Consider the following 15,061-nt stretch of genomic DNA (forward strand, 5'->3'; position numbering starts at 1 on the left):
TGTGCGCTGGTACAGCACATAGTAAAGGGGATGGCGCGGCGGTGGCGCCAGGGTCGGACAGACAGCGAAGAATATGGTTATATATTAGTGCAGCAGGCGCGGCGGGAGGTCTTCATCGTCGACGAACAGGTCGTCGAACATCAGGGCGTCCGGTTCCTTGCCCTGGCTCCACAGCAGCATCAGCACGATGACTTTCAGCTTGCCCAGCGAAACGGGTGCCTCGTCGAGCGCCAACGCCCGTTCGATGACGATTTCGCGCTGCAGTGGCGAAAGCACCTTGGCGCTTTCCAGGAACTGGATGAAACCGATGGCGGCCGTGCCCAGCACGTCGCTTTCCTGCTGCACATAGACGCGCGTGCCCGTGGAACTGGCCGTCAGGGTTTGTTCGACGCCGGCCATGGCGTTCAAGTCCGTCAGCCACACGAGCGCTTCGGAAATTTCCACGTCGTCGAAACCGACGGCCGACAGTTTGCGCGCCAGGACTGCCGGCTCGGGGCAGGCATCGGGGCGATAATAAGTCTCGTAGAGGTACACCAGGATATCGAACATGGCTCTACTCTAGCAGCTAAGCTCGCTAAGACACAAGGGTGCGCACAGACAAAGCGCGCCCGTGCGGCAAGCCCGCCACACAAGTGACAAGCTGTCATTTGCAGCGTTGAAACAGTCCTCCGGGCAAGCGTTCGACCCGGCCCGCCAGCTCCAGCGCCAGCAATTCGGCCATCAGCGCGCCCATGGCCAGGCCGCTGCGCGCGGCCAGGGTATCGGCATCGACGGGATCGTGGCCCAGCGCGGCCAGCAGCGGCGTCTCGTCTTCCACCAGTGCCGGCGCGCTGGGAATGCCGCCCAGCCACTGCAACTCTTGCAGCACGTCATCGGCCGACTCGACCAGCTTGGCGCCCTGCTTGATCAGCGCATGACAGCCCTTGGCCAGGGTCGCATGGATGGAACCGGGCAAGGCATACACGTCGCGCCCCTGCTCGCCAGCCAGGCGCGCCGTGATCAATGAACCTGACTGGGCCGCCGCCTCGATCACCAGCACGCCGCGCGCCAGACCGCTGATCAGGCGGTTGCGGCGCGGAAAGTTACCGGGCATGGCCGGCAGCCCCAGTGCGTACTCGCTGACGATGCAGCCCTGTTCAGCAATTCTTTGAGCCAGATCAAGGTTGCGCCGTGGATACACCAAATCGGCGCCCGTGCCGATCACGGCGACGGTGGCACCCGCGCCGCGCAAGCCGCCCTCGTGCGCGTGCGTGTCGATGCCCAGCGCCAGCCCGGAAATGATGGTCAAGCCTGCCGTACTGAGGGCTTGCGCGAAGGCGGCCGCATTCTGCATGCCTTGCGCGCTGGCATTGCGGCTGCCGATGATGGCCACGCCGGGACGCGACAGCAGTTCCACCCGCCCCCGCACATATAACAAGAGCGGCGGATCGGCAATTTCCAGCAGCAGCGGCGGATACGCGGCGTCGGCCAGGGTCAGCACGGCATTGCCGGGCCGCTCCAGCCACTGCAGGGTAAGCGCCAGCTGGCTGTTGGCCACCGGCTTGGGCGGCTGCACGATGGCGCGCGCCACGCTGGCCGGCACCACCTCGCGCAAGGCCTCGAACGGCGTGGCGAAGATGGCCGGCGGCAAGCCGAAGCGGGCCAGCAAGGCGCGCGCCGCCACCGGCCCCACGCCGGGCAGGTGCTGCAGGCGCAGCCAGCCCGCCAGTTCCGTGGCCGTGTCTGCCGCCGTTGCAATTGCATGCATGACAACCTCACTGTGTACTGTGCCATCCCATGCTAGCGCCATGGCACGGACGCGATACCGACGCGCGCAACAATGCGTGCAATGGCCGTGCAAAACGGCCCGTCATCCACAGGGAAATGGGTGTCTGTGATAAAATTTCCCTTTGCAGCAAACTAATCGACGCACTGGCAAACGCATCTGCCGCGCCGTTGCGCCATACGCGCCCAACCGTAGCGTACTCAAAAATAAAATAGCCCTGCCATCGTCCGCATGGCCCAGGCATGAATAATCCGGCGCACCGGCGCCCACCTTAACCAGTCGAATCCGTATGTCCATATTAAATATCCTGCGTTACCCCGATCCTCGCCTGCACACGATCGCCAAGCCCGTCACCGAATTTGACGCGCGCCTGCAAACCCTGATCGACGACATGGCAGAAACCATGTACGACGCGCCCGGCGTCGGCCTGGCCGCGTCGCAAGTGGACGAGCATATCCAGATGATGGTGATCGACACCACCGAAGAGAAAAACCAGCTGCAAGTCTTCATCAACCCGGAAATCACCTGGGCCAGCGAAGAAAAGCAGGTCTACGACGAAGGCTGTCTGTCCGTGCCTGGCGTCTACGATGGCGTCGAGCGCCCGGCCCGCATCAAGGTGCGCGCCCTGGACCGCCACGGCAAGCAGTACGAGCTGGAAGCCGATGGCTTGCTGGCCGTCTGCATCCAGCATGAGATGGATCACTTGCTGGGCAAGGTATTCGTCGAATACCTGTCGCCGCTCAAGCGCAACCGCATCAAGACCAAGATGATCAAGGAAATCCGTGGTCTCGAGCGCGAAGCCAGTCTGCGTGCGCAGAACCGCCGTTTCTGAAAACACCTGACCAAACCTACTGCGCGTCGCGACTTGCGGCCTGCGATGCTCACTGCCTCGGCGGCCCCGTGCCCAGCACAGTTCCGCTTCTCAGCCACAATTCGCTTCCGCTTGCTACGGTTTTGTAAGGTGTTCAAGGAGTTTTTGCAGTACAGCTGATAAACTAAGCAACAGTAGTCGTTACACCACGCCAGCCTGGCGCCTTCGGCGCGGGCCTGCGCACCTCACGTCAAGGAACCATATGAAAGTGATCTTCGCAGGCACGCCTGAATTCGCCGCCACGGCCCTGAAAGACTTGCATGAAGCGGGCTTCGAGATTCCGCTGGTGCTGACCCAGCCTGACCGCCCTGCGGGACGCGGCATGCAACTGCACGCCTCGGCCGTCAAGCAGTATGCGCAGCAGCACGGCATCGAGGTGCTGCAACCGTTGTCCCTGCGCATGGACAGCAAGGACCCGCAGCGCGCCGCCGAGGCAAAGGCAGCCCACGAGCGCCTGCTGGCCACGGACTACGACGTGATGGTGGTGGCGGCCTACGGCTTGATCTTGCCGCGCAGCACCCTCGACATCAAACCCTGCATCAATATCCACGGTTCCCTGCTGCCGCGCTGGCGCGGCGCCGCACCGATCCACCGCGCCATCGAAGCGGGCGACGATGAAACGGGCGTGACCATCATGCAGATGGAAGAAGGCCTCGATACGGGCCCCATGCTGGCCATCGAGCGCACGCCCATCGAAGCGGGCGACTCCACCGCCACGCTGCACGACAAGCTGGCCACCCTGGGCGGCAAGATGATCGTCGAAACCCTGCGCAAGATGCAGCAGCAGCCGCTCGAAGCCGTGCCGCAGCCGGACGCGGGCGTCACCTACGCGGCAAAGATCGCCAAGGAAGAAGCGGCGCTCGACTTCAGCCTGCCGGCGCTGGAACTGGGCCTGAAAATCCGCGCCTTCAATCCGTTTCCCGGCGCCTGCGGCCAGGTCGATGGCGTCACCATCAAGATCTGGGCCACCGAGGTAATCGAAGCGGACAGCAAGGAAGCGCCAGGCCAGGTACTGGCGGCCGACGCCCAGCACGGCATCGTCGTGGCCTGCGGCAATGGTTCCTTGCGTCTGACGGAACTGCAGAAACCGGGCGGCAAGCGCCTGCCCGCAGCCGAGTTCATCAAGGGCTTCCCCCTCGAAGGCAAGCGCTTCGTTTAAATCAGCAATCGACACCGGCGGCACGCGCCCATGGACCAGCTGACCGCCCTGCGCGCCCTGCGCCGCGTCGTGGAACTGGGCAGTTTCACGGCCGCCGGCGCCGCGTTGGGCATTTCCCACTCCATCGTCTCGCGCCAGGTGCGCCAGCTGGAAAGCCAGCTGGGCGCCCAGCTGCTTAACCGCACGACGCGCCGCTTCGCCCTGACGGCCGCCGGCCAGGAATACTATCTGGCCAGCCGCGACATCCTTGACGCCCTCGATGCGGCCGACCGCGCCGTCGCCATGCATCAGGCACAGCCGTCCGGCAGCCTGCGCATCAATGCGCCGATGGCTTTCGGCACCCTGGAACTGGCTACCTGGCTACCCGATTTCAGCCGCCAATACCCGCACATCCACATCGATCTCGTCTGCAATGACCGTATCGTCGACCTGATCGACGACGGCTTCGACGTGGCGCTGCGCCTGGCGCGCGGCTTGCCCGACTCCACCCTGGTGGCGCGCCGGCTGGCCAGCAGCCGCACGGTAGCCGTCGCCTCGCCCGCCTACCTGGCCCGCCATGGCCATCCGGCCACGCCGCAAGACCTGGCGCAGCACAATTGCCTGATGTACACCTCCGGCGAGAAGCCGGCGGAATGGTCATTCACCGATGGTGACGGCGCCACACACAAGGTGGCCGTACGCGGCAGCCTGCAAGCCAATACCAGTGTTGCCCTGCGCGAAGCGGCCGTGGGCGGCATCGGGATTGCCGGCGCCGCCGGCTTCATCGTGCGCGACGCACTGCGCAGCGGCCAGCTGGTGGAAGTGTTGCCCGGCTACACCTTGCGTCCACGCACCTTGTACGCGCTGTATCCGCACAGCCGCCAGCTGTCGCCGAAGGTCAGGGTCTTCGTCGATTTTGCCGTGCAACACTATCAAAATCGCCGCTGGGATTGATCAGGCCTGCTGCAGCGCCTTGCGCACGGCGCGGAACTGCTGCGTCAAGCCCCCGTAGCCCCAGGCCGCCTGGCGCGCGTCGTGCACGTGGATGTAGCTGACCTCATGCAAGGCGCCCAGATACTCGTGCATGGCGGCAAACACGGCGGCGATATACGCGGCTTTTTCCGCCGCCGTATTCGTTTCATCGCTGATCAGGATATCGAGGAAAAAACTGGCCTTGCCTTGCGCCTGCAACGAGGGCCCGCCGACAAACCAGTGCGCCGCGTCAAGATGGCTGATCGCCACCGATGTCAGTTCGGGCGCCTTGTGCAACAGTTGCGCCGTCAATTGGCTCAGGGTGGCGGCAATGGCGACCGACTGACGCGCATCGGGTGGCGTGGACAAACGCAGGTTCAGGATGGGCATGGGATGCTCCGCAAGTGGATAAGAATCCCATTCTAGGCAGACGGCGGCGGCAATGGCAGCCCCCGCCAGGCACAGGATCTGTGCAGTTTATGCACCAATGCCTGCGCGCATAAAAAAAGGGCTTGCCGCGGCAAGCCCTTGTTGCATCGAGCGCCCTTGCTTAGCGGCGCTGCACCTTCATCAGGCGTGCGCCCACGGACGACGACAGGCTGACCTCGAAGCGGCCACCGGCCGGCAAGGCGCTGACGTCGACGCTGGCTTTGCCACCAGTCAAGTCACTGGCGACTACCGTCTTGCGGCCATCGGCGGCCACGTGCAGCACGGCGGCGTACGGTTCCGCCTCGGCATTCCATGCCAGCGCCAGCTTGCCGCCGCTTTGTGTCGCATCGAACGTGGCATCGTTGGCGGCGGCCTTGTTGCGGCGCGCCGGGCGCTCCAGCTTGGCCAAAGCCTTGCCATTCTGCAGCACTTGCACGTCGCTGATGTCGCCCGGGTTGGCGAAGCTGACGCGGAAATGGCTCATGGCGTTGCCGCCATGGTCGGCCAGGGAGACGCCATCGAAGGGCAAGTCGATAGTCTGTCCCAACGCCGTCAACACGCGCAAGGTATAAGCATGGCCGCTGCCGCTGGCCGCTGCGCCCACACGCGTGGACGAGGCAACGGCTGGGCGCAAGGCCACGCCGTTTGGCGTGATGCGGCCGGAAATCGTCAGATAGCCATTCTCGGCCACGGACATGCTGGCGGCCAGCACATTGCTGCCAGTAACCTGCGTGCTGCGTTTCTCCAGGAATTGCTGCACGCGCACATAGCTGTAGTCGGAGAACCAGGCGCCGCTGCAATAGCTCATCACGTCTTTCATCGGCGTGCTGCCATAGACTGCCTTGCTCAACTGGCCAATGCTGCCCGCATAGCTGCTGTTGTACAACGGTTGCGGGCCCAGATCGCCATTCGCATACGGGTAGTCGGTGGCCGCGTTGGCTGGACCGCCGCAGGCAACGTGCTGCAGCGAGTGGTTGTGGCCCAGCTCATGTACAAGTGTGGTCAGCCATTCAGGCCAGCTATTGCCGAACGGATCGACGGAGGCAATGCTGTTGAACTTGGCGTCCAGGCCGATGGCCGACGTGAAGTCGTTGCTGCTGCCAGCGACGTTAATGTAGGCGAGGCCGGCGGCACGCGTCGAGGACATTCTCGGCACAAAACCATAATAATAGGCACCGCGGTCTTCCAGCGCGCGCTGGTTTTCCAGCTTGCCCAGGGTATCGCTCCACCAGCTGTCGGCCGTGCTGCTGCCAGGCATGCTCAGCGCCGCACGCGTGGTGATGCTGATATTTTCCGCCGCATACGGATACACGCGCAGCAGCGCGGCACGGATCACCTCGGCGTCAGGCAGTTGCGCCACGCCATCATCGGTGCTCAAGGGCACGAGTACCAGGCGGATCCTGGCCAGGCTGGCCACCACGGGCGCCGCTTCCTGGCTCACTTGCACACCGTCATTGCCCACAGCCGTCACGCGCACGCGCACGCCGGGCAAGATCCAGCCGGAGGGCAGGACGGCACTGAAATTGCCGTTGAAACTGTAATCGCTTTTCGACGTCGGCAGGACCGACGGGCCGCTCATGGTGATGCTGCCCAGGTTGCTGCCATTGGCGGCCGTGGCATTCAAGGTCACGGCCGGGCTGGCCTGGCCTGTTTGCGTGGCCAGCACGGACACGCGCACGGCGGCCGGCTTGCCGCGCGTCAGGCGCAAGGCTGCATTGCTGGAATTCAGATTCAGTACCTGCGCGAAATCGATGCTGCCCAGGGTAAAGGCCGACACCGTGCCCGCATTCACGGCGATGCGCGAAGCGGCCGACAGCATCACGCTACCCGTTGCCGACGCTGGCGCGGACAACACCAGCTGGCTGGCACTGGCGCTGACGATGACGGCTGGCGTACTGCCCACCGTGGCCGAACTGACCTGGTCGAGATTGCTGCCCTGCAGCGTCACCGACAAGGTGGCGCCGTTGACGGCCGACGCGATCGATGTCACTGCCACGTTTGCCAAGACCGTATACGTGTCGCTGCTGGCCACATCGTTGTAGGGACCGCGCACGGTCAGCGCACCTGTCGCCGCGCCCGCAGGCACCACCACCGTCACGCTGCCGGCCGTCTGGCTTTGCGGCGTTGCCGCCGCACCATTGCCGAACTGCACCGCCGTCACGGCGCCCATGCCGCCGCCCGCGATCGTCACGCTGGAGCCGACGCCGCCCATTGCCGGCGCGACACTACTCACGCTCAGCGGCAGGTACACGTTCACGTTATAGCTGGTGGTCGCCGTACCGCTGGCGCTGACCAGGCTCAAGGCGCCCGTAACAGGCACGCCCGGCATGGCCAAGGTCACGCTGGTGTCGCTGCTGGCGCTGGCGGCAACGTTCACGCCGCCCACCTGGAACGCCGTCACGCGGCTCAGATTCGTGCCCGTCACCACCAGGCTGCCGCCCACGGCGACATTCGCCGCCGAGACAGCCGTCACGGCAGGAATCACGGCGGGATTGCCCGACGTGGTCGCCACTACCGTGTCACCGCCGCCACCGCCGCCACCGCCGCAAGCGGACAGGCCCAGCACGACAAACAATGCTACAAGCAGATGGTTTTTCATGGCTGGCAACCATGTTGATGCAGCGCGATGCCGGGGAGGACACGGAAGAAATGTGACATATTGGTGACTTTTGGTGAGAATGTGATTTCGAAGAACCCATATTATGGGTTAATTCGATTCCCAAAGACAACTATTAATGCTTTTGATTCAATTGGTTTTGATAATAGTTAAAGTATCTACTTGGAAAACTTATTCTAGGAATTATTAGCGTCACTCTGTATTGTCTTAAACCAAGATTATTTTCCTCGGCAGCTATTGCCATTCAACTCATTAAAAAGATTCTGAGATGGCGCAAATAATGTGGAAATTTTTCCACAGCCTAGAGGGCCATATCTTCCTGCCAATTTTGATGCAAAAATTAACGTTTTGAGCAAGATTTTCAGGAATGCAATTTTCAGAAGCAGGCTTGGCGCAAGCTGATGTGTTGCAATGTGTTGCAACCAAGCCTGCCGTGGGGTGAACGGCCGCTTTTGCTTAAAACCAAAGCAGCCTGATGCCGTATAATTTTAGACCCGGTGAAATCAGGCGATTGCCACCTTCTGCCTGCCCTACCCGGCTGGCACACTCCGTCAGCTGATCCTGCTGACCCGCAACCGCCTCGTACAGTCCTGTCGCCGCGCCGCCGCCCGTTTGCCTATTGAAAGCATGAAATGAACGATACCGTGATCCCCGCCATGTCCCCGACCGAAGCCACCTTGCGCGCCATTCTGGCGCAGCGGATCATGATCCTCGACGGCGCCATGGGCACGATCATCCAGCAGTACAAGCTCGACGAAGAAGCGTACCGTGGCGGTCCCGCCGGCCGCTTCATCGATTTCGCCGCACCGGCCGACAGTGGCGCGCGCGAACTGTTCGTCAAGGGCAACAATGAACTGCTGACCCTGACGCAGCCGCACATCATTCAGGAAATCCACGAGCGCTACCTGGCGGCCGGCGCCGACCTGATCGAAACGAATACCTTCGGCGCCACGACGATCGCGCAAGACGATTACCACATGGCCCACCTGGCCTATGAAATGAACGTGCAGGCGGCCAAGCTGGCGCGCGCCGCCTGCGACAAGTATTCCACGCCGGACAAGCCGCGCTTTGTCGCCGGCGCCCTCGGGCCCACGCCAAAGACGGCGTCGATCTCGCCCGACGTGAACGACCCGGCCGCGCGCAACGTCACCTTCGATCAACTGGTGGCCGCCTACCTGCAGCAGACGCAGGGCCTGGTGGAAGGCGGCGCCGACGTGCTGCTGGTGGAAACCATTTTCGACACCTTGAACTGCAAGGCGGCCCTGTTCGCCATCGACCTGTTCTACGAGCAAAACCCGACCGTCGTGCGCCTGCCTTTGATGATTTCGGGCACCGTCACGGATGCCTCGGGCCGCATTTTGTCGGGCCAGACCGTGCCCGCCTTCTGGAATTCCGTGCGCCACGCGAAACCGCTGACCATCGGCCTGAACTGCGCGCTGGGCGCCGCCCTGATGCGCCCGTACGCGGAAGAGCTGGCCAAGATCGCCGACACCTTCGTGTGCATCTACCCGAACGCGGGCTTGCCCAACCCCATGAGCGACACGGGCTTCGACGAGTTGCCGGCCGACACATCGGCCCTGCTGCGCGAATTTGCCGACGCGGGCTTTTTGAACATGGCGGGCGGCTGCTGCGGCACCACGCCCGAGCACATCGCCGCCATCGGCCAATTGCTGTCGAAAAACACGCCGCGCACCGTGCCGGCCCCATCGCACGACTTGCGCCTTGCCGGCCTGGAACCGTTCGTCGTCAATGACGCGTCGCTGTTCGTCAACGTGGGCGAGCGCACCAACGTCACGGGCTCGAAAGCGTTCGCGCGCATGATTCTCAACGAACAATACGACGAAGCCTTGTCCGTGGCGCGCCAGCAGGTGGAAAACGGCGCGCAAGTGATCGACATCAACATGGACGAAGCGATGCTCGATTCGCTGGCCGCCATGACGCGCTTTTTGAACCTGATCGCTTCGGAACCCGATATTTCGCGCGTGCCCATCATGGTCGACTCGTCGAAATGGTCGGTCATCGAAGCGGGCCTCAAATGCGTGCAGGGCAAGGCCATCGTCAACTCGATTTCCATGAAGGAAGGCGAAGAGGAATTCCTGCGCCAGGCGAAACTGTGCCGCCGCTACGGCGCGGCCGTCATCGTCATGGCTTTCGATGAAAAGGGACAAGCCGACACCTTCGAGCGCAAGATCGAAATCTGCGCGCGCGCCTACCACCTGCTGATCGATGCGCTGGACTTCCCGCCTGAAGACATCATTTTCGATCCAAATATCTTTGCCGTCGCCACCGGTATCGAAGAGCACAACAACTACGCCGTCGACTTCATCAACGCCACGCGTTGGATCAAGGAAAACTTGCCGTACGCGAAGATCTCGGGCGGCGTATCGAACGTGTCCTTCAGTTTCCGCGGCAACGATCCAGCCCGCGAAGCCATCCATACCGTGTTCCTGTATCACGCGATCAAGGCGGGCATGACCATGGGCATCGTCAACGCCGGCATGGTGGGCGTGTACGACAATCTGGACCCGGAATTGCGCGAGCGCGTGGAAGACGTGGTGCTGAACCGCCGCGAAGATTCGACCGAACGCATGATCGAGTTTGCCGGCACCCTGAAGGCAGGCGGCAAGGCCGAAGCGCAAACCCTGGCGTGGCGCGAAGGCACGGTGCAGGAGCGCCTGTCGCACGCGCTGGTGCACGGCATCACGCAATTCATCGTGGAAGACACGGAAGAAGCGCGCCAGGAACTGCTGCACAATGGCGGGCGCCCGATCCACGTGATCGAGGGACCCTTGATGGCCGGCATGGACGTGGTCGGCGACCTGTTTGGCCAAGGCAAGATGTTCCTGCCGCAAGTGGTGAAATCGGCGCGCGTGATGAAACAGGCCGTGGCCCATTTGATTCCGTTCATCGAGGAAGAAAAGCTGCTGGAAGAAAAGCGCACGGGCATTGTCGCCAAGCCGAAGGGCAAGATCATCATGGCGACCGTGAAAGGCGACGTGCATGACATCGGCAAGAACATCGTCACCGTCGTTCTGCAGTGCAATAACTTCGAAGTGGTGAACATGGGCGTGATGGTGCCGTGTTCGGAAATCCTCGCCCGCGCCAAGGTGGAAAACGCGGACATCATCGGCTTGTCCGGCCTGATCACGCCGTCGCTGGAAGAAATGGCGTATGTCGCCAAGGAAATGCAGCGCGACGAACATTTCCGCATGCTCAAGATTCCCCTGCTGATCGGCGGCGCCACCACCAGCCGCGCCCACACGGCCGTGAAAATCGCGCACAACTACGAAGGCCCCGTGATCTATGTGCCGGACGCCTCGCGTTCCGTGTCCGTGGCGCAATCGCTATTGACGCCGGAGCAGCGCGACAAATACGTGGAAGACATCGAACTCGACTACGCGCGCATCCGCGAGCAGCACGCCAACAAGAAGGTCCTGCCCATCCTGCCGCTGGCGCAAGCGCGCGCCAACCGCATGGTCGTGCCCTTCGATGGCGCCTGCACGCCCGTGAAACCGAAGTTCATCGGCCGCCGCGTCTTTAAAAATGTCGACCTGGCCACCCTGGCCAATTACATCGACTGGGGCCCGTTCTTCCAGACCTGGGATCTGGCCGGCCCCTTCCCCGCCATTTTGACCGATGAAGTGGTGGGCGACGCGGCCACCAAGGTGTACGCGGAAGGCCAGGCCTTGCTGAAAAAACTCATCGACGGGCGCTGGCTGACGGCCAATGGCGTCGTGTCCCTGCTGCCGGCGAACAGCGTCAATGACGACGATATCGAGGTATACACGGACGATACGCGCAGTACCGTGGCATTCACGTACTACGGCATGCGCCAGCAGGGCGTCAAACCCGTGGTCGACGGTGTGCAGCGGCCGAACCAGTGCCTGGCCGACTTCATTGCACCGAAGGCATCGGGCGTGAAGGATTACATCGGCATGTTTGCCGTGACGTCCGGCCTGGGCATCGAGAAATACGAAAAGCGCTTCGAGGATGCGCACGACGATTACTCGTCCATCATGTTGAAATCGCTGGCGGACCGCCTGGCCGAGGCGTTTGCCGAATACCTGCACGAGCGCGTGCGCAAGGATTTGTGGGGCTATGTGCCGGACGAGCATCTGGGCAACGACGACATGATCGCCGAGAAATATGTCGGCATCCGCCCGGCGCCCGGCTACCCGGCCTGCCCCGAGCACACGGTCAAGAAACAGATGTTCGAGGTCATGCAGGCCGAGGAAATCGGCATGCAGCTGACGGAATCGTATGCCATGTTCCCCGGTGCAGCCGTGTCCGGCTTCTATTTCGCTCATCCGGAGTCGAAATACTTCGTCGTCGGCAAAATCGGCATGGACCAGGTGGAAGACATGGCCAAGCGCCGTGGCGCCAATATCGAGGACGTGGAACGCTGGCTGGCGCCCAATCTGTCATAATATAGGCACAAGGCGCGCGGAACTTTCCGCGCGCCGCAGCGCACTAACGCAGTATGCCGGCCGGCATGCTGCATGCCCGCTCCGGCCCGTTCCCTAACTGGCTAAGGAGGATATATGGCAACCAACTTCACACTGAAACGCTGGCAGGACCAAGTGATCCTGTTGCTGGGCCTATGGCTGATCGTCTCGCCCTGGGCCTTTTCCTATCCCGAAGGCTCGCCGCAGATGATCAACGCCTTTGTCTCGGGCCTGGTGATCGCCGCGCTGGCCGCCTTCGACCTGTACAAGACCTATTTCTGGGCCGTCGTCGTCAACCTGCTCGTCGGCGCCTGGGTCGCCGCCTCGCCGTGGATCCTGCGGTTGGCCGATCAGTCCATCGTCATGTGGAACGAGCTGCTCGTCGGTATCGCCGTCGTCGTGCTGGCCCTGTGGGAACTGCGCACCGACCCCGAGCTGCACAAGCACTGGCCTAGTGCTGCCGCGTAGCGGCGTAAAAAAGCCCTGCTACGGCGACGCCGTGCAGGGCTGTTTTTTTGGACGGGTCGCGTAGGTCGGATTAGCGCTTGCGCGTAATCCGACACCAGCACAGTCATCGCCAACACCGTTGTCGGATTACGGCCCTTTGGGCCTAATCCGACCTACAGTGCGTAGCGGACGACGTTATCGCTCCATTCGTAAGCGGCCATTTCCAACTCCACCAGGTCGTCCGGCGACATGGCCAGGTCGCGCAGGGTCGGCACGATCTCGCCTTCCATGTCTTCGATGCGCTCGATGCATTCGGCCAGGCGCAGCAGGTCGCCGTAGAAGCCTTCGCGTGACAGCAGCGCTTCGGCCACTTCGTCGATCACTTCGATCTGGCTGAGGATTTCCGACATCGGCACGCCGAACAGGGTATCCATCAAGGACATGATGCCGACCGTAAAGGCGATATCGGCCGAATGGGCGTGGTTCGGGCGCAGCTTATGCGCGAGCAATTCGAGCAAACGGCCGCGCGTGGTGGCCAGCATCAGCAACGGCGTCATGCTATGGCCGCGCTTGCTTGGCTCTGCGTACAGCATGATTTGCAGCCAGCGCTGCAATTGGCGGCGACCCAGCACGGTCACGGCCTGGCTCAGCGAATCGATGCGCTGGCGCGCGCCCACGGCCGGCGTATTGACCAGGCGCAGCAAGTTCAGGGCCAGGGACACGTCGCGCTTGATGGCGCGCTCGATATCCATGTTGTCGGCGTCCGACGTCACCAGGGTCATCAGTTCCATGACGGCCAGTTGCGACGGCGACAGCTTCTTGCCCGTCATGATGGCAGGCTTGGCAAAGTAATAACCCTGGAAGTAATCGAAGCCCAGGTCCAGGCCCGACTTGAATTCTTCGCGCGTCTCGACCTTTTCCGCCACCAGTTTCTTGTTTTCCTGCTTGAAACGGGGCGCCAGCGCTGCCAGCACTTTCGGGTCGACCGTACTCATGTCCATCTTGACGTATTGCACCAGCGGCAGCAGTTCCTGCACTTGCGCCGTATCGGAAACGACGTTTTCCAGCGCGAAGGTGAAGCCATGGCCCACCAGTTCGCTGATGCGCGCGCGCACTTCCGGCGTGACGGGCATCGATTCGACGATTTCCAGCACCACTTTTTCACGCGGCAGGAAGACGAAGATGTCGCTCATGATCACGTCGGCATCGACGTTGACGAAACCGAGCGCATCGCCGATGACCTTTTCCATGCCCAGCTGGGAGGCGTGGGCGATGACGGACGCCGTGGCGGACAGGTCGCTGGTAATGTTGGCGGGGCCGACCGGAGCGTTGCGGAATAGCAACTCATAGCCGAACAGGGCCTGGTTGCGGTCGAGGATAGGTTGTCGACCCAGATAGAACTCGCGCACGCGCAAGGGTTTCGGGGTGATGTCGTTGCTGGAAATATCGATCATTAACTCTTCATCAATCACGTCGAGTGACACCGGCCGCGCCGCGCCCGCATCAAGGTTCACTATTGACAATACTTTAGCTGAATTCCGCCCGCGCTGTGGGTATTTTGGCAGCAATCCAGTTTATTGTCGTCAACAAATTAGGCTACTGGCGTGTCTTGCACCATCCCGTCGACAAATAATTTCAATTCGCCGGGCGCAAACGCCGTCCATTGTTCATTCGTCGTCAGCGGCTGGGTAACGATCACGGCCACTCTGTCCTGGGGCGTCGTCACCTGGGAAAAGTCCACGCTCAGGTCCTCATCGGAGAGTTTAGCAGTTGGGAACGGATGTTGTCGCACCAGATAGTGCAAGCTGGTCGAGCAATGGGCAAACAGCGCCTCGCCGCTCGACAGCATCATGTTGAACGTGCCGTGGGCCGCGATGCTGGGCAACAACTGCGCCAGGGCGGCATGCAGTTGCGGCAAGGCCGGCGGGGCGTCGCCAAAGCGCGCATGCAGCTCTTGCAGCAGGTAGCAGAAAGCCCGTTCGCTGTCGGTGCAGCCGACGGGGCGGTAACTGCCCGTCAGCACGGGATTGAAATCCTTCAAATCGCCATTGTGGGCAAAGACCCAGTAGCGGCCCCACAGTTCGCGCACGAAGGGGTGGCAGTTTTCCAGCGCCACCTGGCCTTGCGTGGCCTTGCGGATATGCGCGATGACATTGCGCGACTTGATCGGGTAGCGTTTGATCAGTTCGGCCACGGGCGAGGCGATGGCCGCCTGGTGGTCGACGAAATGGCGCACGCCGGCGCCCTCGAAAAAGGCGATGCCCCAGCCGTCATGGTGGGTATCGGTATGGCCGCCGCGCATGGCGAAGCCGGTAAAACTAAAGACAATGTCCGTGGGGACATTGCAATTCATTCCGAGAAGTTGGCACATGGTCTG

General features: G+C 62.3%; 11 protein-coding genes. 5 read left to right on the top strand and 6 right to left on the bottom strand.

Annotation, left to right across the window (positions count from 1 at the left end; translation table 11 throughout):
• Window positions 1-84: 84 nt before the first annotated feature.
• Window positions 85-549: a Smg family protein gene (locus ACQ4WO_RS22560; RefSeq protein ID WP_436483322.1), complete on the bottom strand. Its 465-nt coding sequence runs from the start codon at window positions 547-549 to the stop codon at window positions 85-87.
• A 94-nt stretch (window positions 550-643) separates the two neighbouring features.
• The gene (gene dprA, locus ACQ4WO_RS22565) at window positions 644-1,747 is read right to left on the bottom strand and encodes a DNA-processing protein DprA (protein ID WP_436483323.1); all 1,104 of its coding nucleotides are present in this window, start codon (window positions 1,745-1,747) and stop codon (window positions 644-646) included.
• A 307-nt stretch (window positions 1,748-2,054) separates the two neighbouring features.
• Between dprA and def the strand changes: the two genes are divergently transcribed.
• The 3 genes from def to ACQ4WO_RS22580 all read left to right on the top strand — a co-directional run bounded on the left by def (window position 2,055) and on the right by ACQ4WO_RS22580 (window position 4,728).
• On the top strand, window positions 2,055-2,597 hold the full coding sequence (def, locus tag ACQ4WO_RS22570) for a peptide deformylase (protein WP_034749294.1): 543 nt from the start codon (window positions 2,055-2,057) through the stop codon (window positions 2,595-2,597).
• Window positions 2,598-2,838: 241 nt separating this feature from the next.
• On the top strand, window positions 2,839-3,795 hold the full coding sequence (fmt, locus tag ACQ4WO_RS22575; protein WP_436483324.1) for a methionyl-tRNA formyltransferase: 957 nt from the start codon (window positions 2,839-2,841) through the stop codon (window positions 3,793-3,795).
• A gap of 30 nt (window positions 3,796-3,825) precedes the next feature.
• On the top strand, window positions 3,826-4,728 hold the full coding sequence (locus ACQ4WO_RS22580) for a LysR family transcriptional regulator (RefSeq protein WP_436483325.1): 903 nt from the start codon (window positions 3,826-3,828) through the stop codon (window positions 4,726-4,728).
• Here the strand turns inward: ACQ4WO_RS22580 and ACQ4WO_RS22585 are convergent, their stop codons facing one another.
• Both ACQ4WO_RS22585 and ACQ4WO_RS22590 read right to left on the bottom strand, forming a co-directional pair.
• Window positions 4,729-5,136 carry a tautomerase family protein gene (locus tag ACQ4WO_RS22585; RefSeq protein ID WP_436483326.1) on the bottom strand — a complete coding sequence of 136 codons (408 nt, stop codon included), beginning with the start codon at window positions 5,134-5,136 and terminating at the stop codon, window positions 4,729-4,731.
• 160 nt (window positions 5,137-5,296) lie between these two features.
• On the bottom strand, window positions 5,297-7,774 hold the full coding sequence (locus ACQ4WO_RS22590) for an IPT/TIG domain-containing protein (RefSeq protein WP_436483327.1): 2,478 nt from the start codon (window positions 7,772-7,774) through the stop codon (window positions 5,297-5,299).
• A gap of 650 nt (window positions 7,775-8,424) precedes the next feature.
• On the opposite strand from ACQ4WO_RS22590, the gene metH reads away from it, so the two are divergent.
• Window positions 8,425-12,219, top strand: a complete 3,795-nt coding sequence (gene metH / locus ACQ4WO_RS22595) for a methionine synthase (protein ID WP_436483328.1) — start codon at window positions 8,425-8,427, stop codon at window positions 12,217-12,219.
• A gap of 114 nt (window positions 12,220-12,333) precedes the next feature.
• Window positions 12,334-12,705 (top strand): SPW repeat protein, encoded by a 372-nt coding sequence (locus tag ACQ4WO_RS22600; protein ID WP_436483329.1) that lies wholly within the window; start codon window positions 12,334-12,336, stop codon window positions 12,703-12,705.
• Between the two features lie 152 nt (window positions 12,706-12,857).
• On the opposite strand, the gene ACQ4WO_RS22605 is transcribed toward ACQ4WO_RS22600, so the two are convergent.
• Together ACQ4WO_RS22605 and ACQ4WO_RS22610 are read right to left on the bottom strand one after the other, a co-directional pair.
• Window positions 12,858-14,138, bottom strand: coding sequence for an EAL and HDOD domain-containing protein (locus ACQ4WO_RS22605; RefSeq protein WP_035824533.1), 1,281 nt, complete (start codon window positions 14,136-14,138; stop codon window positions 12,858-12,860).
• Between the two features lie 137 nt (window positions 14,139-14,275).
• Window positions 14,276-15,055 (bottom strand): class II glutamine amidotransferase, encoded by a 780-nt coding sequence (locus ACQ4WO_RS22610; protein WP_436483330.1) that lies wholly within the window; start codon window positions 15,053-15,055, stop codon window positions 14,276-14,278.
• Between the last annotated feature and the right edge of the window lie 6 nt (window positions 15,056-15,061).

The sequence above is a fragment of the Janthinobacterium aestuarii genome (assembly GCF_051380835.1).
Lineage (GTDB): Bacteria > Pseudomonadota > Gammaproteobacteria > Burkholderiales > Burkholderiaceae_D > Janthinobacterium > Janthinobacterium aestuarii.

Excerpts from the sequence above, each read along its gene's own strand:
- ACQ4WO_RS22600 (WP_436483329.1), top strand. The coding sequence starts at position 12,334 with ATGGCAACCAACTTCACACTGAAACGCTGGCAGGACCAAGTGATCCTG.
- ACQ4WO_RS22580 (WP_436483325.1), top strand. The coding sequence starts at position 3,826 with ATGGACCAGCTGACCGCCCTGCGCGCCCTGCGCCGCGTCGTGGAACTG.
- ACQ4WO_RS22560 (WP_436483322.1), bottom strand. The coding sequence starts at position 549 with ATGTTCGATATCCTGGTGTACCTCTACGAGACTTATTATCGCCCCGAT.
- dprA (WP_436483323.1), bottom strand. The coding sequence starts at position 1,747 with ATGCATGCAATTGCAACGGCGGCAGACACGGCCACGGAACTGGCGGGC.
- fmt (WP_436483324.1), top strand. The coding sequence starts at position 2,839 with ATGAAAGTGATCTTCGCAGGCACGCCTGAATTCGCCGCCACGGCCCTG.
- ACQ4WO_RS22585 (WP_436483326.1), bottom strand. The coding sequence starts at position 5,136 with ATGCCCATCCTGAACCTGCGTTTGTCCACGCCACCCGATGCGCGTCAG.
- ACQ4WO_RS22605 (WP_035824533.1), bottom strand. The coding sequence starts at position 14,138 with ATGATCGATATTTCCAGCAACGACATCACCCCGAAACCCTTGCGCGTG.
- def (WP_034749294.1), top strand. The coding sequence starts at position 2,055 with ATGTCCATATTAAATATCCTGCGTTACCCCGATCCTCGCCTGCACACG.
- metH (WP_436483328.1), top strand. The coding sequence starts at position 8,425 with ATGAACGATACCGTGATCCCCGCCATGTCCCCGACCGAAGCCACCTTG.
- ACQ4WO_RS22590 (WP_436483327.1), bottom strand. The coding sequence starts at position 7,774 with ATGAAAAACCATCTGCTTGTAGCATTGTTTGTCGTGCTGGGCCTGTCC.
- ACQ4WO_RS22610 (WP_436483330.1), bottom strand. The coding sequence starts at position 15,055 with ATGTGCCAACTTCTCGGAATGAATTGCAATGTCCCCACGGACATTGTC.